Raw genomic sequence first — 22,993 nt, 5'->3', positions numbered from 1 at the left:
GCAGATCAGTGCGTGACGCGGGTCTTGCGGCCGTCCGACAGCAGGCGCACGCGCTCGCCCGGGCGGAACAGCTCGTCGGCGTCCTGCACGATGGCGCGCATGTCGCCATTGTCCAGGCGCACGGTGATTTCCAGGCCGGGCTTGTTCGAGGCATTCGCTTCGATGCTTTTGCCGGCCATGCCGCCAGCGACGGCGCCGAGGATGCTGGCCGCGATGGCGCCCTTGCCGCCACCGACTGTCGAGCCGGCCACGCCGCCCAGCGCCGCGCCCGCCAGCACGCCCGTGCCCGTTTCACCCTTGTCGATGGTTACCTGGCGCACGGATTCAACCGTGCCCATGCGGACCGATTGTTCATTTTGCGCCTGGCGCGCGTTGTAGACGTTTGCCGAATTCGGTTGTACGGCGCAGCCGGCCAGGGTGGCGAGCAATGCCACTGCAATAATTGGTGCTTTCATGTGGAACTCCCTTGGACAAAGTAGGTTGCCGATTGCGTCGACCGGCAGATGATGACTTATCATAAGGACACTTGCCTCAGATAACTAGTTACGAATGGTAAAAATCTGTTACCAGCTACACGTAACCGCTTGCCGCTCAATACGCCAGCCGCAGGCGCCGGTACAAAAATCCCAGCACGAACAGCGGTCCCACCAGTAAAAAGCGCAAATCGTCCAAAAACGACGGTTTCTTGCCTTCGATCTGGTGGCCGATGAACTGGCCTATCCAGGCCAGCACGAACAGCGCCAGCGACGCGGGCAGGATGGTCAGCGGGGGCATCAGCAGCAGCAGGCCCAGCATGGCGGCCAGCATCGCCAGCATGCCCGCCGCAAACGGGCGCGACAGCTTGTAGTAATAGTATAAGGCCAGAATACTGCAGAGCAGCGCCACGCTGGGATGCGCGCTCCACAGCAGCCCCAGCAAGCTGAAAACGATCAGCGGCACGCACACGATGTGCACCCATTCATTGACGTGGTTGCGGTGGCTTTCGCCATACTGGGCCAGCAGGGTGTCGATGGTGCGCATGGGTGGTCTCTTGTATAGGGATGTTGTCCGGGAATTCTACACCGTCGCATGGCCGGGTAAAATGGCCTTTCATTTCCCCTTCAGGACCGCGCATTTGAATAGCCCAGCCATCTTGCCAGACGCCGCCGCCGACCCGCGCAAGCGCTGTTTCGATCCCGTCGTCGATGCCGGCACGCGCTTGCTGATACTGGGCAGCTTGCCCGGCGAAAAATCGCTGGCGCACAGCCAGTACTATGCGCATCCGCAAAACAAGTTCTGGATGCTGCTGGGCGAAGTGCTGGGCGTGGATTTGAAAAGCCAGGCCTATGAGGAACGTCTGGCGACCTTGCTGGCGCACGGCGTGGGATTGTGGGACGTGGTGGCGCAGGCGCAGCGAACGGGCAGCCTGGACAGCAATATCCGCGACCGCGACGATAACGATCTCGTGGCCCTGGCCGCCAGCCTGCCCCAGTTGCAGACGATCGCCTTCAACGGCGGCACGGCCGCGAAGCTGGGCATCAAGGTGCTGGGCGAGCACGCCCAGCGCTACCGCATCGTCAGTTTGCCGTCGAGCAGCCCGGCTTACACGCTCGCGTATGGCGCCAAGTTGCTGCAATGGAAAACACTACAGCCCTTGTAAAGCTTACGCCGGCGCGTACGGTTGCGCTTCCAGCGGCTGTCCCTTGGCATCGAATTTCAGCGCCACGGACAATTGCGTCACGCCGATGGTGGCCAGCGCGTCGCAGATGTCGTCGACTTCGTCCTGCAGGTCGGCGGCCAGGTCCAGCGGCTTGTCGGCGCTGTGCAGCAGTTGGCCGTTCGCCGTGCTGACGTTGACGCGCAGCAGCATTTCGCCATGTTTATTGGCCGGTCCGACGACCACCGAGACGTCGCCGGCATCTACCTTGTTTTCCGCCAGTGCATGGTTGATGCCGGACATCATCTGCAACATCGCGTACTCGCTCATGCCTTGTTCCTTGCCGCCGTGGAACAGATCCTGGTAGAGGAAACTTACTTCCAGGGCGCTGCCGGCCGGCGCCAGGCAACGCTTGACGAGTTCGCCCACTTCCGTCGTCCACTGCTGGTAGCGGGCCATGCGCGCGTCGAACCAGGCGTCGAGCGCCGCTTCATCCTTTGGTTCCGCATAGAACGGGTCGTCCACGCGTTTCAAGGCAAAGCCCAGCAGGAAGCGCAGTTCGACGGCCGTGTCCTGCGGACCGAAAGCCGTTTCGCTCCAGCCGACGATGCTGCTTTCCAGGCCCGGCGTGGCGACGATCTTCTTGTCCGTCATCGAGCTATAGGCATCGCGCACCATTTCGTGCAGGTGGCTGTAGGTGATGCGGTCGATTTCATCGAGGTCGTAGGCATGGCTCATCAGGACCACCTTGGCCTTGGCGCTTTCCAGCTCTGCCTGCTGGAAACTTTTCACCAGCGCTTCGAAAGCGTCCTGGTCCTGGAAACTGTCCGCTTCCTTCAGGCCGCCCGTGCTTTGCACCAGCAGGGGCACGACGAAGGCGTTGATTTCCATGGACGGCGCGTTGTCGCGGCGGATCACGGAAACGGACGCCGCTTCCTCGATATGGCTGCGCAGATACTGGTAGGCGCCCACGTCTTCGTATTTCGAACGCTCGATGGCGTCGTACAGGATTTCATCCTTCTTTTGATTCAAGGCCTTGCGGATCAGGCGGCCGAACTCGACGGCCTGCTCGGCCAGTACCGTGCCCTGCGATTCGCTGTCTTCCTGCTCCGCCAGGTTTAAGGCCATCGTGCACAGCATGCGCGTGACGGACTCGTCCTTGTCTTCAGGCGTGTTGGCGGATTTACGGGGGACAGGGCGCTTATTTTTGGGCATGGCGGTCAACAGGTTAAGAAATACGGGTCAGGCAAACGGAAACGGGCGCCATGGCTCAGGCCAGGCGCCGGGACAGATCATACAGGCGGACGCGGCCGCCTGATACCTCAATGGTCGGTATCGAACATCTCGTGCAATTCGTCGAGCAGGTCGGCGGCTTCTTCCTGCGACAGGCCAAGATGCTGGCAAGCAAGTTCGCCGCCCTTGTCCCACTCGAGCGAGGTACTGTTGCCATGGTAGCGCTGAATGCCCTTTTCGGCCAGCAGCGACAGGGCGACGAGCGAGCGGATGGCGTCGTCCGTGGACGGGTCGGCCAGCACCGTGTAGTCGTGGTGATGCAGAATCGCCCACGACACGTCGGAGGACAAGCCCCAGTTGCGCGCAAGCAAGCAGCCGATGGCCGCGTGGTTGGTCTGGTGGCGCGCGTCTTCCAGTGTCGTAAAACAATTGTGCGCATCGTTGGCCGCCGCCGCATACGTGTTGACGTAGTCGGGAAAGCGGTTCATCAGCAGGGGCACGCCGATGTCGCAGAACAGGCCGAAGGTGTGGGCGATGTCGGGCGGGGCGATGCGCAGCTTGCGCGAAGTAAATACCAGGGCGCGCGCGCGCTTGGCCGACACATCCCAGAAGTTGGTCAGTTCCACGCCTTCCGCTTCCAGCGCCTGGCGTGCCAGCAAGCCCGTCATCATGGCGCTGCACTGATTGATGCCGAGAAAGTTGATGCCTTGCTCGACGGACTTGGCCTTGCGCGCGGCGCCATAGAACGGTGAATTGGCCAATTTCAGCAGGGCACCGGACATACCGACGTCGTCGGCGATGATGCGCGCGATGCGGCGCGGCGACGGGTCCTGTTCCGCCAGTTCGCGCTGCAGGTCGACCAGCAGGCTGGGACGCGGCGGGATGCGGATGGAACGCATCAGGGCGTCAACCGGATCTTCCTGCACTACCTGCTTTTGCGCTGCCGCTCTCATCATCACGCTTTCATCATCATTTTTGTGCCCGGTGCTTATTCTGTCGTGCGCTGCCGCTGCCCGCTGCATGAGCGTCTGGCGCAGTGCCCGACGATTATCGCTGTTTATGCATGGCAATAGTTCATATCTGCAATATATTCTCGCAAAAATCCCTGTGTTGGCCCGGCCCAGCCGCGATTTTCGTCATTTTACGACGCGGCCCATCGTGATATTTGTGATAAAAAAATCAAGTTTTATTTGTTTTCAAGCGGGGTAGGCGTGCGGCGGGATGGGCGGCAGTACAATTGCCGGATGAAAAAAATCCTCGCGGGTATCGATTTTGCGGACGATTCCAGCAGCGTGGCGCGCCAGCTGATCGGCGTGACCGTGCTGGTCGATGGCGTGGGCGGGCGCATCGTGGAAACGGAAGCGTATGACCGGCTGGACCCGGCCTCGCACACGTATGGCGGCATGACGCCGCGCAATGCGGCCATGTTCGGCCCGCCCGCGCACGCCTATGTCTACCGCTCGTATGGCATCCACTGGTGCCTGAACTTTGTGTGCCGCGAAGCGGGCCATGGCGCGGGCGTGCTGATCCGCGCCATCGAGCCCGTGATGGGACTCGATGCCATGCGCGAACGGCGCGGCGTCGAGGATGCGCGGCTGCTGTGCTCGGGGCCGGGCAAGGTGTGCCAGGCGCTCGGGGTCACGCATATGCACAACCGGCTGGCGCTCGATGCGCCGCCATTCATGCTCCTGGCGCGCGAGGAAGAGGTGACGGTACACGCTGGCCCGCGCATCGGTATTTCCAAGGCGATGGAGACGCCGTGGCGCTTCGTGCTGGCCGGTTCGCCTCACTTGAGCAAACCGATGCGCGCGCCGGCCAGCTAGCTGCGCCGGCGCTGTGGCGTCGTGTTTGCGCCGTGCAAGCCGGGCATGCCGCGCAGCGGGCTGTGCAGTGCGCGCCGTTCCTGCTGCGCACTGGCCAGATGCCGGAACGCTTCCTCGTCCGGCGTGGCGGGCTGGGCGGGCGCCAGCGGGTCGAGGGTGAACACGGCCACGGCCGCCGACAATTTGACGGCCTGGTCCTGCAAGCTGGCCGCCGCTGCCGCCGCCTGCTCCACGAGGGCCGCATTTTGCTGGGTGACGTCATCCATCTGCGTGACGGCCTGATTCACTTCCGTGATGCCGGACGCCTGCTCCGCGCTGGCTTCTTTCACGCGCTGGATGATTGCATTGACTTGCTGCACCGAGGCCACGATGGCGCCCATGCTGTCGCCTGCTTGCTGCACGGCCACGCTGCCGCCATCGATGGTGGTGACGGATGTGGCGATCAGGGTCTTGATTTCCCTGGCCGCCTGGGCCGAACGCTGCGCCAGGGTGCGCACTTCGGACGCCACCACGGCAAAGCCGCGGCCTTGTTCTCCCGCGCGCGCCGCTTCCACCGCCGCATTCAGCGCAAGGATATTGGTCTGGAAGGAAATGCCATCGATTACGCCGATAATATCCACGATCTGGCGCGAATTGGCCCGTATCGTCGCCATCGTCGTCACCGCCTGCTGCATGGCCGCGCCCCCTTGCACGGCCAGGGTGGAAGCTTGCCCCGCCAGTTCGCAGGCCAGCTGGGCATTATCGGCATTGTCATTGACGGCTTGCGTCAGCGCTTCCATGGCGCTCGACGTTTCTTCCAGCGAACTGGCCTGCATTTCCGTGCGCGCCGATAAATCCAGGTTGCCGGTGGCAATTTCACGCGACGCCGTGTCGATCGATTGCACGGCGCCCATGATGGTGCGCAAGGTCTGGTTCAGGTGGGCGATGGTCTGGTCCAGCACGCGCGACGTGGCGGCGATTTCGTCATTGCCCTGCTTGGGCGCGCCGGCCGTCAGCTTGCCCGCCGCCAAGTCTTGCACGGCGTCGGCAATGCCGCGGATTTCCACCAGCATGGCGCGCCGCACCAGCATGGTCACGACGATGGAGACGAGAATAGACAGCAGCACCGTCAGCAGCAAGCTCCAGCCCAGGCTGCGAAACTCGGCGCTGGCGGCCGCATGGGCCTGGCTGCTGAGCGTCGTTTCCAGGGCCGACAGTTGCGCCAGCTGGGTATTGAACTGCACGAACTGGGTTTCCGCCTTGAGCATGGAATTGGTGGCGATCGACTGGTCCATCTGCGCCATTTCCATGGTTTCCAGCACGGCCTTGCGATAGCCGGCCAGGGCCGCGATGGCCGCATCGACGAGGCTGCGCTCGGCGTCCGTGGCCGTGGTGCGCAGCGTGGCCAGCTGGGTGCCGATGGCCGCGTGGCGCGCCTTGATCTGTTGCTCCAATGTGTCGAGGCGGGCCTTGGCGAAACTGCCATTCGTCCATGACAGCAACTGGTACATATTGCCATGCACCTCTTTGGCGTCGCCGGCCACGTCGGCGGCCGCCTTCAAGTGTGTGATGCGCACCCGCACCATGTTTTCCAGCGAGGCATTTTGCCGCACCATGCCATACCAGGCGCCCGTCGAGCTGAGTATCAGCAGCAGCAAGACCAGGGAGGGCGCCAGCAATAATTTTGGTCCGATGCGTAATTGATTGAGCATGCTTGACTCCTGGCTATGGCTGTTCACACCGCAGGCGGCGCGCGGCGTGCATGCGCGCCGCCCCTGCCTTATTTTTTGTAGATGCCCGCTTCCAGCACCACGTCGTTGACGCGCAGGATGTAGGTGGTCTTCGGTTCGATCTTGCCGCTGGTGGGATTCTTGTACTGGTAATCGACCCAGCCCTTGCCCTGTTTTTGCGCCAGCTCGATGATTTCACGGCGATATTTCTTGCCGTTCGCATCGGGCACGTCCGTCAAATCCTTGCCCACGATGGAAGGATTGATGGGGTGGGCCAGCACGATGCCCGTCTTGATGTCGCGCATGTCCACATACAGCGAGCCCTGCACGAAGTCCGGGTCCTTCGCCGTGATTTTCTTCATCATTTCTTCCTTGCCATGCGCCTTCATGAAGGCGGCGCCCCGTTCGGCCATGGCGATCGCATCTTTTTCCGTTGGTTCGACCGCGGCGCTGACGCCGCCGCCGGCAAATGCCAGGCACAGCAGGCTACCCGTGAATAAGCGTTGCATGAAAGCTCCTTGTGATATCGAGGGATGTGTTGCCAAGTCGTAATTTACGTTGCCGAAGTCCGTCTCAGATTGCGATGGAACAAACTAAGGTGTTGCTTGTAGGCAGCATGCAACGTTTCGACGGCTTGTTGATATGCAGCAATTTGGTTCCGAAAAGCAAGAACTATGATGACTTTCACAGCATGCCGGGGTGATCTCGCATGCGGGAGGAAAAGGCTGGAATTGGCTGGCATATGGCCAATTTCATGAAAGTTAACGCTATTTACAGGCAAGGAGCCGACCGTGTCCGCAAACATTACCGAGCCGTTTCCACCCAAGTTCAAGCCATATACGCGGCAAACCATACAACAGGCGCGGCAGTGGAAATGGCTGCCTGAAGAGCAGCGTGCAGCCGTGCAAGTGGTGTCGCACGTGTTGCCGTTTCGCACCAATGAATATGTGCTCGACCAGCTGATCGACTGGAACAACATCCCTGACGATCCCATCTACCGTCTCGTCTTTCCCCACCGCGATATGCTGCCGCCCGAGCAGTACGCGCACTTGCGCGACCTGGTGCTGGTCAAGCAGGACAAGGCCGCCATCGACGCCTATGTGCATGGCTTGCGCCTGGGTATGAATCCCCATCCGGCCGGCCAGATGACGCACAACGTGCCGCGGGTCAACGACGCGCCCGTGCGCGGCTTGCAGCATAAATATGCGCAAACGGTGCTGTTCTTCCCCAGCGCGGGCCAGACTTGCCACGCGTATTGCACTTTCTGTTTCCGTTGGCCCCAGTTCGTCGGCATGGACGACATGAAGTTCGATGCGCGCGAGTCGCACGAGCTGGTCGCCTACCTGAAACTGCATCCGGAAGTGACGGACGTGCTGTTCACGGGCGGCGACCCGATGATCATGAACACGCGGCAACTGGCCGCCTACCTGGAGCCGCTGCTGGCGCCGGGCCTGGAACATATCCAGAACATTCGCATCGGCACCAAGGCGGTGGCGTACTGGCCGCAGCGTTTTGTTTCCGACCGCGATGCGGATGACTTGATGCGCCTGTTCGAGCGCATCGTCAAGGCGGGCAAGAACCTGGCCGTGATGGGCCATTACAGCCATGCCGTCGAGTTGCGCCAGGACATCGCCCAGCAAGCCGTGAAACGCATCGTCTCCACGGGCGCCACCTTGCGCATGCAGGGGCCGCTGATCCGCCACATCAATGAAGATCCGGCAAGCTGGGCCGAACTGTGGCAGACGGGCACGCGCCTGGGGGCGATTCCGTATTACATGTTCGTCGAGCGGGACACGGGTCCGCGCGGCTATTTCGAGTTGCCCTTGGCGAAGGCGCACGAGATTTTCCAGGCCGCCTACCAGATGGTGTCCGGCCTGTCGCGCACGGTGCGGGGACCGTCCATGAGCGCTTTTCCCGGCAAGGTCGTCATCGACGGCATCGTCACCATCAACGGCGAAAAACTGTTTGCCCTGCAATTTTTGCAGGCGCGTAACCCGGACTGGGTGCGCCGGCCGTTTTATGCCAAGTTCGATGCGGAAGCGACGTGGCTGGACCATTTGAAGCCCGCGTTCGGCCACGACAAGTTTTTCTTTGAAACGGATGAGCCCGTGCCGCAGTTGCCGCACAAAATCATCCGCCTGGCACAGGCCGCCTGAGCATGCACGCGGCCGTTGCGTCTGCCCGCTCCGGCGTGGCCGTGTTTTGCCTGGTATTCCTGCCGTTCGCGCTCGGACATTATCTGTCGTGCCTGCTGCGCGGCGTCAACGCCGTGCTGACGGTCGAATTGCTGGCTTCCGTCGCCCTGACGCCAGCCCAGCTGGGCCTGCTGACCAGCGCCTTTTTTCTCGCCTTTGCGCTGGTGCAATTGCCGGTCGGCATGGCGCTCGACCGCTACGGTCCCCGCACGGTGCAACTGTGGCTGCTGGCGCTGGCGGCCCTGGGCGTGTGGCTGTTCAGCCGGGGCCATAGCTTTGCCGGGCTGATGTGGGCGCGCGCCTTGATGGGAGCTGGCCTGGGCGGCTGTTTCATGGCGGCCGTGAAAGCGATCTCGTGCGCCATCGCCCCATCGCGCCTGCCTTCCATGCATGGCTATCTGATCGCCGTGGGCGGCCTGGGTGCGGCCACGGCCACCATGCCCGTCAAGCTGGCCCTGCACTACACGGATTGGCGCGGCGTCTTCCTGGGCCTGGCGCTGGCGGCGCTGGCCATAGTCCTGCTGATCCGCCTGCTGTCGCCGGCCATGCCCGCGCCTGCCGCCGGCAGGGACAAGGCGAGCAAGGTCAGCGTCTGGAGCGTGTACCGCGATCCCGGTTTTCGCCGCACCATCGCGCTGATCCTGCTGCCGCACACGGTGTTCTTCGGCGTGCAGGGTTTATGGATAGGCCGCTGGCTGGCCGACGTGGGCGGCTTGTCCGACGATAATGTGGCGTACTTGCTGTACCTGGGCATGGCGGCCGTCATCTTCGGCGCCATCGGCATGGGCATGCTGACGGAGTGGGCCGGGCGGCGGGCGATTGAACCGATGCAAGTGGCGGGCGCCGGCATCGTCCTGTTTGTTGCCGTGCAAGTGGCGATGGCCTGCAATGTGGTGCCCAGCCTGCCTTTGCTGTCCGTGCTGTTTACCTTGCTGGGCACGGTAACGGGGCTCGAGTATGCAATCGTCGCGCAAAGCATGCCGGCCAGCCTGACGGGCAGGGCGGCCACCTGCCTCAATTTGCTCATTTTCACGGGCGCCTTCCTGGTGCAGGCGGGCTTTGGCCTGATCCTCGGCTGCTGGCCCGTGAACAGCCAGCAGCAGTATCCGCCGCAGGCCTACCAGGCGGCGTTTGGCGTGCTGGCGGCCTTGCAACTGCCGGGACTTGCGATGTTTTTCATCCACCGCTACAGGCGTGCCGGGCCATCCGGTAAAATGGCAGCCTGCACAGCGGCAATGATCAACTCCAAGGAAGACTATGAAACTCGTTCGTTATGGACGTCCAGGCAAGGAAAAACCGGGCCTGATCGATGAAGAAGGCAAACTGCGCGACCTGTCCGGCGTGATTGCCGATATTGACGGCACACAACTGTCCGACAAGGCCGTGCGCAAGCTGGCCAAGCTCGACGAAAAGACCTTGCCTCTCGTGCGCGGCAATCCACGCTTCGGCGTGCCGCTGGCGAAAGTCGGCAAGTTCATTGGCATCGGCCTGAACTACGCGGATCACGCGGCCGAGTCCGGCATGGCTATCCCCGCCGAACCCATCGTCTTCATGAAGGCCATTACTTGCCTGAATGGCCCGGACGACAATGTCGTATTGCCAAAAGGTTCCAAGAAGACGGATTGGGAAGTGGAACTGGGCGTGGTCATCGGCACGCGCGCGCAATACGTGAGCGAAGAAGACGCCTTGAAATACGTGGCCGGCTATTGCGTCGTCAACGACATCTCCGAGCGTTCGTTCCAGCTGGAACGGGGCGGCCAGTGGGACAAGGGCAAGGGTTGCGACACCTTCGGCCCTGTCGGCCCGTGGCTGGTGACGCGCGATGAAGTCATCGACGAGCAAAACCTGGACCTGTACCTGGAAGTGAACGGCAAGCGCATGCAGACGGGCAATACGCAAACCATGATTTTCACGGTGGCGCAGATCGTCAGCTATTTGTCGCAATTCATGACCCTGGAACCGGGCGACGTCATCGCCACAGGCACGCCACCGGGCGTGGGCCAGGGCCGCAAGCCGCAGCGTTTCCTGAAAAAAGGCGACAGCATGCGTCTGGGTATCGCCGGCCTGGGCGAACAGCAGCAGGACGTGGTCGCCTGGACCGCCTGATGGCCGGTAGCGATATCGACCGTTTGCCCGCGTTGCCGCTGGACCAGCTGGACTCGCAGCAGCGCGCGGCCGCGCAAGCCATCATCGACGGCCCGCGCGGGGCGCTGTACGGCCCCTTCGTGCCGCTGATCCGCAGCCCCGAGCTGATGGAAACGGCGCAGCGCATGGGAGAGTATTTGCGCTACCGCAGCGCCATCGGCACGCGGCTGTCGGAACTGGCGATCCTCGTGACGGCGCGCCAGTGGGATCAGCAAGTCGAGTGGGCCATCCATGCGCCGCTGGCCGTGCAGAACGGCATCGCGCAAGCGGCCGTGGACGCCATTGCGGAACGGCGCGTGCCGCCTGCCCTGAAAGAAGACGAGCAAGCCGTGCACGACTTTTGCATCGAGCTGCAGCAGAACAAGCGGGTCAGCGATGCCACGTATGCGCTGGCGCTGGCCCTGTTCGGCGAGCACGGCGTGGTCGACTTGATGGGCATCAATGGCTATTACACCTTCCTGGCCATGGTGATGAATGGCGCGCAGACGGCCGTGCCCGCATTGGGCGTGCCGCCCATGCCCGCCTGATGAGAGGAGTTTAGAGGACTTCTTCGGCAAAGATGGACAAAGTGTAATGAAGTTGCAATTATTCAATATATAATTTTACTTCCCTTCCATTGCCAACAAGCTCAATGAAAACTCGTCCGTGTTCCACCCTGATGGGCCGCGCCTTCCTGGCGCTGGCCCTTTCTTTTTGCCCCTTGATGACGGTGCGCGCGCTTGCCGCCGAGACGGCCGCCAGCGCCAGCGCCAGCGCTTCCGCCCTGGAAAACTCCGTCGTCAAGGTATTTTCCACCCTGCGCGGGCCGGATCCATACAAGCCGTGGAGCAAGGCCGCGCCGCAGGAGGTGACGGGTTCCGGCGTCGTCATCGAAGGCAGCCGCATCCTCACCAATGCGCACGTGGTCGGTTATGCCAGCCAGGTGCAGATCCAGGCCAATGGCGCTGGCGACAAGATACCGGCCACCGTGCTGGCCATCTCGCGCGGCATGGACCTGGCCTTGCTGAAAATCGACGACGACAGTTTTTTCGCCAGCCACAAGGCGGTGCCACGCGCGAATGTCTTGCCGGACGTGCGCGACGCCGTGCTGGCGTATGGCTATCCGACGGGAGGCACCTCGCTGTCGATCACCAAGGGCATCGTTTCGCGCATCGAATTCGTGCGCTACAACTTCCCCGTGTCCGGCTTGCGCATCCAGATCGATGCGGCCATCAACCCGGGCAATAGCGGCGGTCCCGTGATTGCCGGCGACAAGATGATCGGCCTGGCCTTTGCCGGCATGCTCAATGCGCAAAACATCGGCTATATCATCCCCAACGAGGAAATCGAGCTGTTCTTGCGCGACCAGGAAAGTGGCGCCCCCAAGGGCAAGCCGGCCATGCGCGACGTGACGCAAACGCTGGAAAATCCCGCGCTGCGCACCTATCTGAAGCTGGCGAAAGGCGTCGAGGGCGCCGTCGTGATGTCGCCGGCCAGCAAGGATGCGGCCTACCCGCTCAAGGAGTGGGATGTCATCACGCATATCGGCGATTTCCCGATCGACAACCAGGGCATGGTCAAGCTGAATGCCAACAGCCGCGTGCGCTTCCAGTACCGGGTGCAGCAGCTGGCGAAAGACGGCGAATTGCCGCTGACGGTGGTGCGCCAGGGCGCGCCCCTGAAAGTCAAGGTGCCCGTCTCGGCGGCGCATCCGATGCTGATCGCCAGCCTGCAGGGCAATTACCCGTCCTATTTCATCTTCGGCCCGATGGTGTTTTCGCGCGCCACGACGGAATTCATGGCGGCGCCGAATGGCAACCCGGCGATCCTGGGCGGCATGGCGTTTGCCGGCAATCCGCTGGCCACGCGGCGCGGCGATGCGCCCGATAGCGAGCGCGACGAGCTGGTGGTGATCGCCGCGCCGTTCTTCCCGCACAAGCTGATGAATGGCTACAGCACCCGCTTCTTCTCGGTCGTCGATTCCGTCAATGGCGTGCGCGTGCGCAGCCTGGCGCACCTGGTGGCCTTGTTGCGCGACCAGACCGATGACTTGCTGACGTTCCGCTTCCAGCAGCGCGATGCGGAAATGGTCGTCGTGCCCCGCAAGGACATGCTGGCGGCGACGGAATCGATACTGACGGACAACGGCATCCGCTCGGAAGCGTCGCCCGACATGCTGAAGATCTGGAATGAAAAAACGCCGGCGAACTGATCGTTCCCGGCGTTACGTACACGTACAACAACAGGCGCGGCGCCCACCGCGCCTGTTTCATTTTAGGCGAGCACTTTTTTCAGCCACGCGCCGATGGCGTCGATCTCTTCCTGGCACAGCGAGTGCTGCATCATGTATTCATGCCATTCCACCTTGTAACCCATGCCGGTGAGCAAGTCGCGCGACTGTTGTGCGCGGGCGACCGGCACCACGGGGTCGGCCGTGCCATGCGCCATGAAGATCGGCGTGTGCAGGCTCGCCGGGGTGCGCTCAAGCGCCGTCTTGTCGGCCAGCGGCAGATAGCCGGACAGGCACATCAGGCCGGCCAGCGGCTCCGCGTGGCGCAAGCCCGTTTGCAAGGTCATGGCGCAGCCTTGCGAGAAGCCGGCCAGGATGATGCGGCTGGCGGGAATGCCGCGCGCCTTTTCGCGCGCGATCAGCGCTTCGATCTGGGCTTGCGAGGCGCGCAGGCCGCCCTCGTCTTCACGGCGCACGAGGTCGTTTACGAGGATGTCGTACCAGGCGCGCATCACATAGCCGTTGTTGATGGTGACGGGCATGGTGCCGGCGCTGGGGAAAATGAAGCGGATGGCGGGGCAGCCGCGCAAGTCGAGTTCTTTGACCAACGGCACGAAGTCGTTGCCGTCGGCGCCCAGCCCGTGCATCCAGATGATGGAAACGGTGGGATTCGGTGCGCTGTCGAGTTCTATGGTTTCCAGCAAGGTGCTCATGTGTTTTCCTCTGGTAATGGTTGCGCCGGACGCAGCGCCGATTTGGGACGGAAGGCCTTGCAGATGGCCGGATCAGTTTCCATGTAGGGACCACCGATGAGGTCGATGCAATATGGCACGGCGGCAAAGATGCCGTTCACCAGTTGCACGCCAGCGGCATCTTTCAGCCCTTCCAGGGTTTCCTTGATGGCTTTCGGCTGGCCCGGCAAGTTCATGATCAGGGCGGCGCGCTCGGGCGTTTCGCGGATCACGGCCACCTGGCGCGACAGGATCGCCGTCGGCACGAATTGCAGGCTGATCTGGCGCATCTGTTCGCCGAAGCCGGGCATTTCCTTGGTCCCCACGGACAAGGTGGCGTCCGGCGTCACGTCGCGCCGCGCCGGGCCCGTGCCGCCCGTCGTCAGGATCAGGTGGCAGTGGTTCAGGTCGACCATGTCGATCAGGGTGTTTTCAATCTGCGAGCGCTCGTCCGGGATCAGACGCTTTTCCAGGCGGAATGGCGTGCGGATGGCGGCGGACAGCCAGCTTTCCAGGGCAGGGATGCCCAGGTCTTCATACACGCCACCGCTGGCGCGGTCCGAGATCGACACGAGGCCGATAATCAATTCGTCTTCTATCGTAGTCATGGGGCACCTGTCTATGTCGTAAAAAAACCGGGCTGATCCCGGTTTTTGCCAACCCAAGTGCAAAAGCCGGGGTCGTACCCTGAGGGTCCGACCCCAGTCCGTGCCTGGGGTTTATTCGTCTTCGCCTTCAACGCCATCTTCGTCGGCATCTTTCTTGCCGCTGTTGTTCTTCTTGGCGATCTCTTTCAAGATCTGGAAGATTTCGCGGTAGGCTTTGGGCGGCTTGTTCTCGGCCTGTTCCTTGCGGGCATTGCGGATCAGGGTGCGCAGGTGCTGCACGTCCAGTTCCGGGTTTTCCGACAGCAAGACGGTCAACGCCTTGTCATCCGTCAACAGCTTGTCGCGGCGGCGTTCCATCGCGTGCATATTGGCCGTGTCGGCTTTCGACAAGCCTTTCCAGCTATCGATGGTGCGTTGGATGGCGGCAACTTCTTCTTCATCCAGGGTGCGCATCTTCTTGCCCACGTATTGCAGCTGGCGGCGGCGGCCTTCGTGGTCCTTGATTTGCTGGCATTCGAGAATGGCGTCGCGCACGTCTTCCGGCATTGGGACGCGCTTGACGCGGTCACGTGCCTCATTGACGAGTTCTTCGCCCAGCTTTTGCAGGACGGTCATCTGGCGCTTGAGTTCCGACTTCGAAGGACGTTCATATTCCTGTTCGAATTCGGTCGATTGGAAGCCGCAAGCTCCCCGGTTTGGATTTGGCATGATAAGGCGGGATTGGCCGCGTAGGCCGCACCTGTAAACTGTAAACGACTGCTATGATAACCTTTTTAGCGGCTTTCCGAAGAAAACAGCGCATGAACGACTCCGTATTTACCCATAGTCAAGAGCAATTGCAGCAACTGGCCCGTGATGTGTTGTCTTTTGCGCGGGAAGCGGGCGGCACCGACGCTGCCGTCGAAGTCAGCGAAGGCGGTGGCCTGTCCGTTTCTGTACGAAAAGGCAAGATCGAGACGATCGAGCAAAACAAGGACAAGGGCATGGGCGTGACCGTGTTTGTCGGCAAGAAGCGCGGCAATGCCAGCACCTCCGACTTTTCGCCGTCCGCCCTGCGCGCCACGGTGGACGCCGCCTACAACATCGCCCGTTTCACGGCCGAGGACGATTGCGCCGGCCTGGCCGACGCCGACATGCTGGAAATGTCCCCCCGCGACTTGCAACTGTTCTATCCCTGGCTCATTTCCACCGAGGAAGCCGTCGCGCTGGCCCAGCGGGCCGAAGCGGCCGCGTTCGCCGTCGATCCGCGCATCACCAACAGCGAGGGCGCCAGCGTGCACGTGCAGCAATCGCATTTCGTTTCCGCCAACTCGCGCGGCTTCATCGGCGGCTACCCGTTTTCGCGCCACACCCTGTCCGTGGCGCCCATCGCCGGCAAGGGCGCGAAGATGCAGCGCGACGACTGGTATTCGTCCGTGCGCGACGCCGCCAAAATGGCTAGCCCGGAAGCCATCGGCCGTTACGCCGCCGAGCGCGCCCTGTCGCGCCTGAATGCGCGCAAGCTGGGCACGCGTACTTGCCCCGTGCTGTTCGAGGCACCGCTGGCGGCCGGTTTGCTCGGTACCTATGTGCAAGCGACCTCGGGCGGCGCCCTGTACCGCAAGTCCACATTCCTGAACGATTCCCTGGGCACGCAAGTGCTGCCCTCGCACGTGCAGATCTTCGAAGACCCGCACGTGATCGGCGGCGTCGGTTCGGCACCGTTCGATGAAGAGGGCGTGAAAACCGTCAGCCGCGACGTCGTCAAGGATGGCGTGGTGCAAGGCTATTTCCTGTCGACTTACACGGCCCGCAAGCTGGGCATGCAGACGACGGGCAACGCGGGCGGTTCGCACAATCTGTACCTGACCTCGAAGCTGACGGCCGCCACCGACGATTTCGTTGCCATGCTGAAAAAGCTGGGCACGGGCTTGCTGGTGACGGAACTGATGGGACAAGGAACGAACTACGTGACGGGCGACTATTCGCGCGGCGCATCCGGTTTCTGGGTGGAAAACGGCGTCATTCAATACCCGGTGGAAGAAATCACCATCGCCGGCAACATGAAGGACATGCTGCGCAACATCGTGGCCGTGGGCGCCGACGCCTTGCGCCGCGGCACCAAAGAGACGGGTTCCATCCTCATCGAAAGCATGGTGGTGGCGGGCGGTTGACGTCGTTATTTGCTTCACTCAAGGCGCCGCTGGCGCCTTTTTTCATGGGCGTGTGGTTTTTTTCAGTAGTGATCAGCTCGTCATACGGATGAAATATTGCCTTCGTATGATGTCGCCATCGAACGTTATTGGCGAAATTTAAATGCTTTTAATGTAAGTAAGCCGAACTTCGTGATATTTCATGCAAGATGCTGTCTTGCGGCATCGCGTCGTTGTTGATCCAACCTGCCAACTGACTCTCCCATGACCTACTCCCGTACCCGCATCGCCCGCGCGGTGGCCCTGATGTGTGCCATGACCGCCGTGTTCACCAATCAGGCCCAGGCCCATGGCGCCGCGCCCGCTGCCCCCGTTAGCGCCAGCGACGCCAGCGATGCCCCGCCAGCCGTGATCGTCACGGGCACGCGCGGCAGCAACCGCACGCAATTCGACACCATGGCGCCCGTGGATGTGTTCAACCGCGAAGACATCGGCGCCGTCGAGTCGTCGGACTTGAACGACGTGCTGGCGCAACTGGTGCCGTCGTACGTGGTGCAGCGCTTGCCGATGGCTGACGGACAAGTCTTCGTGCGCCCCGCAACCTTGCGCGGCCTGTCGCCGGACCAGACCCTGGTGCTGGTCAATGGCAAGCGCTTCCACCGCAGTGCTCTGCTCGGTGCCCGCGGCGCGCAGGCGCCCGACCTGGCGCAGATTCCCGTCTCCGCCATCAAGCGCATCGAAGTGCTGCGCGACGGTGCCTCGGCCCAGTACGGTTCCGACGCGATCGCCGGCGTGATCAACATCATTCTCGACGATACGCCCGGCACGGAGCTCTCCGTGCACCACTCGCAGTATTCGGAAGGGGACGGCAAGGGCAATGAGATCAACCTGAAGACGGGTTTCACCTTTGGCGAGACGGGCAAGGCGACGATTTTCGGCGCCCTGGCCAAGTCCGATCCCACCTCGCGCACGCGCCAGCGGGCCGATGCGATCGCCTTCCAGAATGCCCATCCGGAACTGAAGGTGCCCAATCCCGTGCAGCGCTGGGGCCAGCCTGAGCTCGACAGCAAGCGCATCGGCTTCAATGCCAGCATGGCCCTGTCCGACACGGCGGAACTGTACGGCTTCGGCCTGTTCAGCCGCAGCGATGGCACCTCGGACTTTAACTGGCGTAACCCGGACACCAGCACGGGCGCGTATAAAACCAGCACCCTGTTCCCAGGCTGGGACTTGCGCAGCATCTACCCGCTCGGCTTCAGCCCCAGCTATTCGAACGAGCAGGATGACATGCAGGTGGTGGCCGGCGTGCGCGGCCATTTCAACGACCGCTTCGGCTGGGACGTGAGCGCCTCCTGGGGCCGCAACCGCATCGACTACAATCTGGCCAATTCCATCAATGCCTCGATGGGCCCCGGCAGTCCGACGGCGTTCTACCTGGGCCAGTTGTCGCAGACGGAAAAGATCCTCAACGCCAACTTCAACTATGAATTGTCCATGGCATCCTTGCCGCAACCGGTCAACATCGCCTTCGGTGCCGAGGCGCGCAATGAAAGCTATGGCGTGAAGGCGGGCGATACGGCGTCGTGGACGGTGGGGCCAGGCGCGGCCATCGGCCTCGATGCGAACGCGAACGGCGCGCCCGGCTTCAGCGACCGCCAGGCCGGCAGCTGGGGCCAGGATAGCTACGCGGCCTACCTGGACGTGGAAGTGCCGCTGACCCGCGCCCTGAGCCTGGGCGGCGCGGCCCGCTATGAACATTTCTCGGAATTCGGCAGCACCGTCAATGGCAAGCTGTCGGCCCGTTATGTCTTGAGCGACAACATGGCCTTGCGCGGCTCCTACTCGACCGGTTTCCGCGCGCCAACGCCGGGCCAGTCGAACACCAACAGCACGAACCAGGGCCTCGACACCAAGACCCTGCTGTTGTTTACCAGCGGCCGCCTGGCCAACAACGATCCGCTGGCCATCCTGCTCGGCGCGCAGGCGCTGAAGCCGGAAAAATCGAAGAACCTGTCGCTGGGTTTTACCTGGAAGACGCCGGCGGGCTTCTCCGGTTCCGTCGACGTGTATGACATCCAGGTCAGCGACCGCTTCAGCACGTCCGCCGCATTCGCCGTGCCGGCCGGCGTGGCCAATCCGCTGCGCTACACGTCCGTCAGCTATTTCACGAATGATTTCGACACCACCACGCGCGGCATCGATATCGTCGGCAGCCACCTGAGCCGCGTCGGCGACGGCAAGCTGAACCTGACCCTGGCCTACAACTACAACACGACGACAGTCGACGGCGGCAAGTCCAGCCTGGTGACGAACCCGGCCCAGCGCCAGGTCTTCGAAGAACGTTTGCCCCGCCAGAAAGCCACCATCAGCGGCAACTATGACCTCGGCAGCTGGAATACGCTGGCCCGCGTGCGCTACTACGGCGCGTGGACGGACAATTCCGGCAATGCCACGGGCGATATCTTCCAGCGTTTTGGCGCCATGCAATTTCTTGACCTGGCCGTCGGCTACAAGATCAGCGACAAGCAATCGATACGCGCTGGCGTCGACAATGTGCTGGACAAATATCCTGACGAGGCAACCTTCCAGGCCAGCCGCGGTCTGATCTATTCGCGCAACGCGCCGTACGACACGGATGGCCGCAATCTGTACGTCGAGTACAAACTTAAATTCTGAGGGGCTATGTTGAACATGAATCCACAACGCCGCGCCTTGCTGCGCGCGGGATCGCTGGCGGCGGCGCTGCCTTTTACTGCGGGCGCCGCGCTGGCGCTACCTTTGCCGGCGGTGCCGGTGGGCGCCACGCCGGACGTGCTGGCCACCAACCAGGCTTACTGGCAGGCGGTGGCCGCACAATACGACCATCCCGCGGACGTGATACAGCTCGACAATGCCTTCTGGGGCTCCATGGCCAGGCCCGTGCTGGAACATTACGAGCAGCAACTGGCGATGGTGAACCGCGACAACGCCTGGTATGCGCGCATGCGCTTTCCTGCCGACTTCGAGGCGGCGCGGGCGGCGGCGGCCAGGGCGCTGGGCGTGGCGACCGATGAAATCGTGCTGACGCGGGGCGCCACGGAAGCGCTGCAAGTGCTGATCGCCGGCTATAACCGCTTGCAGCCCGGCGATACGGTGCTGTACGCGGACATCGATTACGACAATATGATCACCGTCACGCGCTGGCTGCAGCAGCGGCGCGGCGCCGAGGTGGTCCATATTGCCGTGCCGGAGCCATTTACGCATGACAACGTGATCGCCGCCTATGCCGACGCCATGGCGCGTCATCCAAAGCTGAAGCTGATGCTGCTCACGCACGTGAACCACCGCAACGGCATGGTCTTGCCCGTGGCGGAAATCAGCCGCCTGGCGCGCGAACGGGGCATCGACGTCATCGTCGATACGGCGCACGGCTTCGGCCAGCTGGACATGACGATCCCCGACTTGCAGGCGGATTTTGCAGGCATCAACCTGCATAAATGGATAGGCGCGCCCGTGGGCGTGGGTGCCGCCTACATCAAGCGGGGCAGGGTGGCCGATATCGACCCCTGGCTTGGTGAAAAGGCGGGCGACGATATCCGTTCGCGCGTGCACACGGGCACGGTCAATTTCGCCGCCTACCTGAGCTTGCCGAAGGCGCTGGAATTGCACGCGCAGATCGGCGTGGCCAACAAGCAGGCCCGGCTGCGGCTGCTGCGCAACCGCTGGGTGGAAGCGGCACGCGCCATCGATGGCATCGAAGTGCTGGCATCGAGCGACCCGCGCCTGACGAGCGCCATCGCGTCGTTCCGCTTGACAGGCAAGAGCAGCGTGGCCGACAGTTATGCCTTGTCGAAACAGCTGGTGCAGCAGCACGGCATCTTTGCCGTGCCGCGCGACGGCCTCGCGTCGGGCGCGTGCGTGCGCGTGACGCCAGGCATCTTTACGCCGGAGTCGCACCTGGACAAGCTGGTCGATGCCCTGCGCAAGGTGGCTCGCACCTGATGGATGCGGGGGCGCCAGCGGTGGCGCCCTCCGCCGTCATTGCTGTACCTGATAGCCATCCGTCAGGGTGGCCAGGAATTTCACCATATCCTCGATCTCGCCCGCCGTCAGCGCGGGCGCCATGCCGCGCCTGCGGTCGAACGGGGCCTCGGTGATGTTCACGCTGGCACGGTACCGGGCCGGCACGTCGTTGAATTTCTGCACTTTTCCCCGTTTGTCGCGCGGATACCATTCTTGCGGATGCGTATCGCGCCGCACATAAAAACGCAGGGCATCCGTCAGGTTATCGAACACGCCGTTATGAAAAAACACCTGCCGCGTGGCGACATTGCGCAGGCTGGGCACCTTGAAGGCGCCGCATAACTCGCCTTTTGTCGCCAGGTCCGTGCGGTCGGGGCCGCACAAGCCCAGGTCGAAATAGGCAGGATCGGCCGTGGCTGGAATGCGCATATTGCGCGGCACGCCCAGATTGTCGAAACTGAAGTCTGTGAACAAGGGCGGCGTGCCATGGTCGCCCCGCACGCTGGGGTGGCACGCGGCGCAATTGCCCTTGCGTTCATCGTTGAACAGGGCCAGACCCCGCAATTCGGCCAGTTCCAGCGGAACCTTGTTGGCCAGGTAGAGGTCATATTTGGAATCGTAGCGGTGGAAGTCCGGCTCTTCCTGCTGGAATTGCTGCAAGGCATAGGTGATGCGGCTGAATGCCTGTTGTGGCTGCGCAAAGATGGCCTCGCCAAAGACGCGCTGGAATGCTTGCGCGTAACTGCCCTTGCGCAGCCGTTCCACCACCGCATCCGTGCTGGCATTGGCCATTTCGTGCGCTGCCAGGAACGGCCGCTCCGCCTGTTCTGCCAGGCTGGCGGCGCGGCCGTCGCGGTTGATGCCGCCGTTGGGCGCGCCTTCCTCATCAAAGCGGAAAGGGGGCGTGTGTTCCAGGTAGCGCAGCGATGGCGTGGCGCGGTAGCCGGGCGCCTGGCCATCGGCGCCTCCCAGTTGCACGGCCAGCTTGTTGCCGGGCGCGTAAGCGTGGGCCGGGTCGTGACAGCTGGCGCACGACTGCTTGCCCGAGGCGGACAGGCTGGCATCGTGGAAAATTTGCCGTCCCAGCTGCGCGGCCGGGCTGAGTTCGGCCGCCATGCCTGGCATGCCAGACAAGCTGGCAAACAAGAATATGCACACGTGTGCAAATTTACTCCTGAAAAAGCGCGCCGTGGCGCATGGCTGGTCTCGAGTGATCATGGGCAGGATGAGTTGTCGGCAAGAAGGGGGACAGAAGTGCTGGGGCCAGTATAGGCAGCAATGGGCGGCGTGGCAACGATTTACGATGTTGCGATGCGCAAAAAAGTGGCAGGAAAATAGCCGACGGCAGGGGCGCCGCCGGCCTGGACTGGCCCGCCACCGCATGCGTGGCGGGCCGGCATCATGCGTGGATCAGGCGCGCAAGGTCGACAGGATAGGCTGCAGCACGGCCGCGCCCAGGGCGGCGCTGCGGGCGCCGCTCCAGCCCGTTTGCGGGTCGGGATCGTTGGCATTGTCCTTGAACGGCAATTCCAGGGTCAGCGACAGGCAGCCGAAGGCGTGCGTGATGTGGGGCGAACCCATGGTCAGCACTTCCGGCGTGAACGGGCCGTCTTCGTAGCCGTGCTCATCCTGGAAGTCGGGGCTGGCCACCTTGAAGTCGGCGATGAAGCGGTCTTGCTCGGCTTTTTGCGCCGGCGTGAAATTTTCCAGCGCATCGCTGCCCGCCACGAAGACGTAAGGCAAGCCTTCGTCGCCATGCACGTCGAGGAACAGGTCGCAGCCGATTTCATGCATTTTCTGTTTCACCAGGAATACTTCCGGGCTGCGTTCCATCGTCGGCGTCATCCATTCGCGGTTCAGGTTGGCGCCGGTCGCGTTGGTGCGCAGGTTGCCATGCACGGAGCCGTCCGGGTTCATGTTCGGCACCACGTAGAAGACGGCGTCTTGCAGGCACTGGCGGGCAAACGGATTGGCCTGGTCCAGCAAGGCTTCGAGCATGCCTTCGACAAACCATTCGGCCATCGTCTCGCCCGGGTGCTGGCGCGCGATGACCCAGACTTTTTTCTCCGCATCGGCGTCGCCGACGACCAGCAAATTCATGTCGCGGCCTTCGACGGTGCTGCCCAGGTCGACCAGGCGCACCAGCGGCGACGCTTGCGCGCTGTCGATCAGGGCCAGGTGGCGGTCCCATGGGTACGGTTCGAAGTAGGCGTAGTACACGCTTTCTTCTTCGGGCGTATGTTCGATGGTCATCACCGTGCCGTCAAAGCTGGTGGGCACGCGGAACCACGTTTCGCGGTCGTAGCTGGCCACGGCCTGGTAATCTTTCCAGCCGTCCGGGTAGGCCGACTTGCCTGCGTTCATGAAGCGGATCGTGCATGCCTCGCCTTGCGCGCCTTGCAGGCGGAAGTAAAACCACTGCGTGATGTCGGCGTGGGAATCCTTGCGGATGTTCAGCTCGATGGAGTGGGCATCGTCGGCGCGCAGCACCTCGATCGCGCCGGCGTCGAATTGCTGGCTGATTTTAATGGTCATGTGTGTTCCTGATAAAAACGTATGGGTTTTGCATC

The 22,993-nt window shown here is 62.6% G+C and carries 21 protein-coding genes; 10 read left to right on the top strand and 11 right to left on the bottom strand.

Annotated elements, in window-relative coordinates; genetic code table 11:
• Nucleotides 1–5 precede the first annotated feature (5 nt).
• Together BLU39_RS07955 and BLU39_RS07950 are read right to left on the bottom strand one after the other, a co-directional pair.
• Complete coding sequence (locus BLU39_RS07955) at nucleotides 6–455, bottom strand: outer membrane lipoprotein (RefSeq protein WP_034780449.1); 450 nt, start codon at nucleotides 453–455, stop codon at nucleotides 6–8.
• A gap of 136 nt (nucleotides 456–591) precedes the next feature.
• The gene (locus BLU39_RS07950; protein ID WP_092711707.1) at nucleotides 592–1,020 is read right to left on the bottom strand and encodes an Mpo1 family 2-hydroxy fatty acid dioxygenase; all 429 of its coding nucleotides are present in this window, start codon (nucleotides 1,018–1,020) and stop codon (nucleotides 592–594) included.
• A gap of 94 nt (nucleotides 1,021–1,114) precedes the next feature.
• On the opposite strand from BLU39_RS07950, the gene BLU39_RS07945 reads away from it, so the two are divergent.
• A complete protein-coding gene (locus tag BLU39_RS07945) occupies nucleotides 1,115–1,639 on the top strand; it encodes a DNA-deoxyinosine glycosylase (RefSeq protein WP_254788919.1) in 525 nt (174 codons plus the stop codon).
• Between the two features lie 3 nt (nucleotides 1,640–1,642).
• On the opposite strand, the gene BLU39_RS07940 is transcribed toward BLU39_RS07945, so the two are convergent.
• Both BLU39_RS07940 and BLU39_RS07935 read right to left on the bottom strand, forming a co-directional pair.
• Nucleotides 1,643–2,851, bottom strand: coding sequence for a hypothetical protein (locus tag BLU39_RS07940; RefSeq protein WP_092711703.1), 1,209 nt, complete (start codon nucleotides 2,849–2,851; stop codon nucleotides 1,643–1,645).
• 107 nt (nucleotides 2,852–2,958) lie between these two features.
• Nucleotides 2,959–3,825 (bottom strand): HDOD domain-containing protein, encoded by an 867-nt coding sequence (locus BLU39_RS07935; protein ID WP_070254599.1) that lies wholly within the window; start codon nucleotides 3,823–3,825, stop codon nucleotides 2,959–2,961.
• 288 nt (nucleotides 3,826–4,113) lie between these two features.
• On the opposite strand from BLU39_RS07935, the gene BLU39_RS07930 reads away from it, so the two are divergent.
• On the top strand, nucleotides 4,114–4,692 hold the full coding sequence (locus tag BLU39_RS07930) for a DNA-3-methyladenine glycosylase (protein ID WP_092711701.1): 579 nt from the start codon (nucleotides 4,114–4,116) through the stop codon (nucleotides 4,690–4,692).
• Here the strand turns inward: BLU39_RS07930 and BLU39_RS07925 are convergent.
• Both BLU39_RS07925 and BLU39_RS07920 read right to left on the bottom strand, forming a co-directional pair.
• On the bottom strand, nucleotides 4,689–6,383 hold the full coding sequence (locus tag BLU39_RS07925) for a methyl-accepting chemotaxis protein (RefSeq protein WP_092711699.1): 1,695 nt from the start codon (nucleotides 6,381–6,383) through the stop codon (nucleotides 4,689–4,691). The genes BLU39_RS07930 and BLU39_RS07925 overlap by 4 nt on opposite strands.
• A gap of 68 nt (nucleotides 6,384–6,451) precedes the next feature.
• The gene (locus tag BLU39_RS07920; protein WP_092711697.1) at nucleotides 6,452–6,910 is read right to left on the bottom strand and encodes a cache domain-containing protein; all 459 of its coding nucleotides are present in this window, start codon (nucleotides 6,908–6,910) and stop codon (nucleotides 6,452–6,454) included.
• Between the two features lie 282 nt (nucleotides 6,911–7,192).
• On the opposite strand from BLU39_RS07920, the gene BLU39_RS07915 reads away from it, so the two are divergent.
• The 5 genes from BLU39_RS07915 (at nucleotide 7,193) to BLU39_RS07895 (ending at nucleotide 12,932) form a co-directional block, all read left to right on the top strand.
• The gene (locus BLU39_RS07915) at nucleotides 7,193–8,557 is read left to right on the top strand and encodes a KamA family radical SAM protein (RefSeq protein ID WP_254788918.1); all 1,365 of its coding nucleotides are present in this window, start codon (nucleotides 7,193–7,195) and stop codon (nucleotides 8,555–8,557) included.
• A 2-nt stretch (nucleotides 8,558–8,559) separates the two neighbouring features.
• Nucleotides 8,560–9,909 (top strand): MFS transporter, encoded by a 1,350-nt coding sequence (locus BLU39_RS07910; RefSeq protein ID WP_175539238.1) that lies wholly within the window; start codon nucleotides 8,560–8,562, stop codon nucleotides 9,907–9,909.
• Nucleotides 9,854–10,702: a fumarylacetoacetate hydrolase family protein gene (locus tag BLU39_RS07905; protein WP_092711693.1), complete on the top strand. Its 849-nt coding sequence runs from the start codon at nucleotides 9,854–9,856 to the stop codon at nucleotides 10,700–10,702. The genes BLU39_RS07910 and BLU39_RS07905 overlap by 56 nt, the downstream gene beginning before the upstream one ends.
• Nucleotides 10,702–11,268 (top strand): carboxymuconolactone decarboxylase family protein, encoded by a 567-nt coding sequence (locus BLU39_RS07900; RefSeq protein ID WP_092711691.1) that lies wholly within the window; start codon nucleotides 10,702–10,704, stop codon nucleotides 11,266–11,268. Before BLU39_RS07905 ends, BLU39_RS07900 begins: the two co-directional genes overlap by 1 nt.
• Before the next feature lie 104 nt (nucleotides 11,269–11,372).
• Nucleotides 11,373–12,932 carry a S1C family serine protease gene (locus tag BLU39_RS07895; RefSeq protein WP_254788917.1) on the top strand — a complete coding sequence of 520 codons (1,560 nt, stop codon included), beginning with the start codon at nucleotides 11,373–11,375 and terminating at the stop codon, nucleotides 12,930–12,932.
• A 62-nt stretch (nucleotides 12,933–12,994) separates the two neighbouring features.
• On the opposite strand, the gene BLU39_RS07890 is transcribed toward BLU39_RS07895, so the two are convergent.
• From BLU39_RS07890 to yjgA, 3 genes are all read right to left on the bottom strand, one after another.
• Entirely contained in the window at nucleotides 12,995–13,663 is a 669-nt protein-coding gene (locus tag BLU39_RS07890; RefSeq protein ID WP_092711686.1) for an alpha/beta hydrolase, read from the bottom strand.
• The gene (gene mog, locus BLU39_RS07885) at nucleotides 13,660–14,289 is read right to left on the bottom strand and encodes a molybdopterin adenylyltransferase (RefSeq protein WP_092711684.1); all 630 of its coding nucleotides are present in this window, start codon (nucleotides 14,287–14,289) and stop codon (nucleotides 13,660–13,662) included. The genes BLU39_RS07890 and mog overlap by 4 nt, the downstream gene beginning before the upstream one ends.
• A 111-nt stretch (nucleotides 14,290–14,400) precedes the next feature.
• Nucleotides 14,401–14,997, bottom strand: coding sequence for a ribosome biogenesis factor YjgA (gene yjgA, locus BLU39_RS07880; RefSeq protein WP_092711682.1), 597 nt, complete (start codon nucleotides 14,995–14,997; stop codon nucleotides 14,401–14,403).
• Between the two features lie 92 nt (nucleotides 14,998–15,089).
• On the opposite strand from yjgA, the gene pmbA reads away from it, so the two are divergent.
• From pmbA to BLU39_RS07865, 3 genes are all read left to right on the top strand, one after another.
• A complete protein-coding gene (pmbA, locus tag BLU39_RS07875) occupies nucleotides 15,090–16,442 on the top strand; it encodes a metalloprotease PmbA (protein WP_092711679.1) in 1,353 nt (450 codons plus the stop codon).
• A 243-nt stretch (nucleotides 16,443–16,685) separates the two neighbouring features.
• A complete protein-coding gene (locus BLU39_RS07870) occupies nucleotides 16,686–19,097 on the top strand; it encodes a TonB-dependent receptor plug domain-containing protein (protein ID WP_217635056.1) in 2,412 nt (803 codons plus the stop codon).
• 15 nt (nucleotides 19,098–19,112) lie between these two features.
• Nucleotides 19,113–20,402 carry an aminotransferase class V-fold PLP-dependent enzyme gene (locus BLU39_RS07865; protein ID WP_092712203.1) on the top strand — a complete coding sequence of 430 codons (1,290 nt, stop codon included), beginning with the start codon at nucleotides 19,113–19,115 and terminating at the stop codon, nucleotides 20,400–20,402.
• A gap of 36 nt (nucleotides 20,403–20,438) precedes the next feature.
• On the opposite strand, the gene BLU39_RS07860 is transcribed toward BLU39_RS07865, so the two are convergent.
• Entirely contained in the window at nucleotides 20,439–21,539 is a 1,101-nt protein-coding gene (locus BLU39_RS07860; RefSeq protein WP_254788916.1) for a cytochrome-c peroxidase, read from the bottom strand.
• A 294-nt stretch (nucleotides 21,540–21,833) separates the two neighbouring features.
• Nucleotides 21,834–22,958, bottom strand: coding sequence for a M14 family metallopeptidase (locus tag BLU39_RS07855; protein WP_092711675.1), 1,125 nt, complete (start codon nucleotides 22,956–22,958; stop codon nucleotides 21,834–21,836).
• Nucleotides 22,959–22,993: the final 35 nt, after the last annotated feature.

This window comes from Janthinobacterium sp. OK676 (assembly GCF_900103595.1).
GTDB lineage: Bacteria > Pseudomonadota > Gammaproteobacteria > Burkholderiales > Burkholderiaceae_D > Janthinobacterium.
This window is presented reverse-complemented; position numbering and strand designations above follow the sequence as displayed.

Excerpts from the sequence above, each read along its gene's own strand:
- BLU39_RS07955 (WP_034780449.1), bottom strand. The coding sequence starts at position 455 with ATGAAAGCACCAATTATTGCAGTGGCATTGCTCGCCACCCTGGCCGGC.
- BLU39_RS07950 (WP_092711707.1), bottom strand. The coding sequence starts at position 1,020 with ATGCGCACCATCGACACCCTGCTGGCCCAGTATGGCGAAAGCCACCGC.
- BLU39_RS07940 (WP_092711703.1), bottom strand. The coding sequence starts at position 2,851 with ATGCCCAAAAATAAGCGCCCTGTCCCCCGTAAATCCGCCAACACGCCT.
- BLU39_RS07935 (WP_070254599.1), bottom strand. The coding sequence starts at position 3,825 with ATGATGAGAGCGGCAGCGCAAAAGCAGGTAGTGCAGGAAGATCCGGTT.
- BLU39_RS07930 (WP_092711701.1), top strand. The coding sequence starts at position 4,114 with ATGAAAAAAATCCTCGCGGGTATCGATTTTGCGGACGATTCCAGCAGC.
- BLU39_RS07925 (WP_092711699.1), bottom strand. The coding sequence starts at position 6,383 with ATGCTCAATCAATTACGCATCGGACCAAAATTATTGCTGGCGCCCTCC.
- BLU39_RS07920 (WP_092711697.1), bottom strand. The coding sequence starts at position 6,910 with ATGCAACGCTTATTCACGGGTAGCCTGCTGTGCCTGGCATTTGCCGGC.
- BLU39_RS07910 (WP_175539238.1), top strand. The coding sequence starts at position 8,560 with ATGCACGCGGCCGTTGCGTCTGCCCGCTCCGGCGTGGCCGTGTTTTGC.
- BLU39_RS07905 (WP_092711693.1), top strand. The coding sequence starts at position 9,854 with ATGAAACTCGTTCGTTATGGACGTCCAGGCAAGGAAAAACCGGGCCTG.
- BLU39_RS07900 (WP_092711691.1), top strand. The coding sequence starts at position 10,702 with ATGGCCGGTAGCGATATCGACCGTTTGCCCGCGTTGCCGCTGGACCAG.
- BLU39_RS07895 (WP_254788917.1), top strand. The coding sequence starts at position 11,373 with ATGAAAACTCGTCCGTGTTCCACCCTGATGGGCCGCGCCTTCCTGGCG.
- BLU39_RS07890 (WP_092711686.1), bottom strand. The coding sequence starts at position 13,663 with ATGAGCACCTTGCTGGAAACCATAGAACTCGACAGCGCACCGAATCCC.
- mog (WP_092711684.1), bottom strand. The coding sequence starts at position 14,289 with ATGACTACGATAGAAGACGAATTGATTATCGGCCTCGTGTCGATCTCG.
- yjgA (WP_092711682.1), bottom strand. The coding sequence starts at position 14,997 with ATGCCAAATCCAAACCGGGGAGCTTGCGGCTTCCAATCGACCGAATTC.
- pmbA (WP_092711679.1), top strand. The coding sequence starts at position 15,090 with ATGAACGACTCCGTATTTACCCATAGTCAAGAGCAATTGCAGCAACTG.
- BLU39_RS07870 (WP_217635056.1), top strand. The coding sequence starts at position 16,686 with ATGACCTACTCCCGTACCCGCATCGCCCGCGCGGTGGCCCTGATGTGT.
- BLU39_RS07865 (WP_092712203.1), top strand. The coding sequence starts at position 19,113 with ATGAATCCACAACGCCGCGCCTTGCTGCGCGCGGGATCGCTGGCGGCG.
- BLU39_RS07860 (WP_254788916.1), bottom strand. The coding sequence starts at position 21,539 with ATGGCGGCCGAACTCAGCCCGGCCGCGCAGCTGGGACGGCAAATTTTC.
- BLU39_RS07855 (WP_092711675.1), bottom strand. The coding sequence starts at position 22,958 with ATGACCATTAAAATCAGCCAGCAATTCGACGCCGGCGCGATCGAGGTG.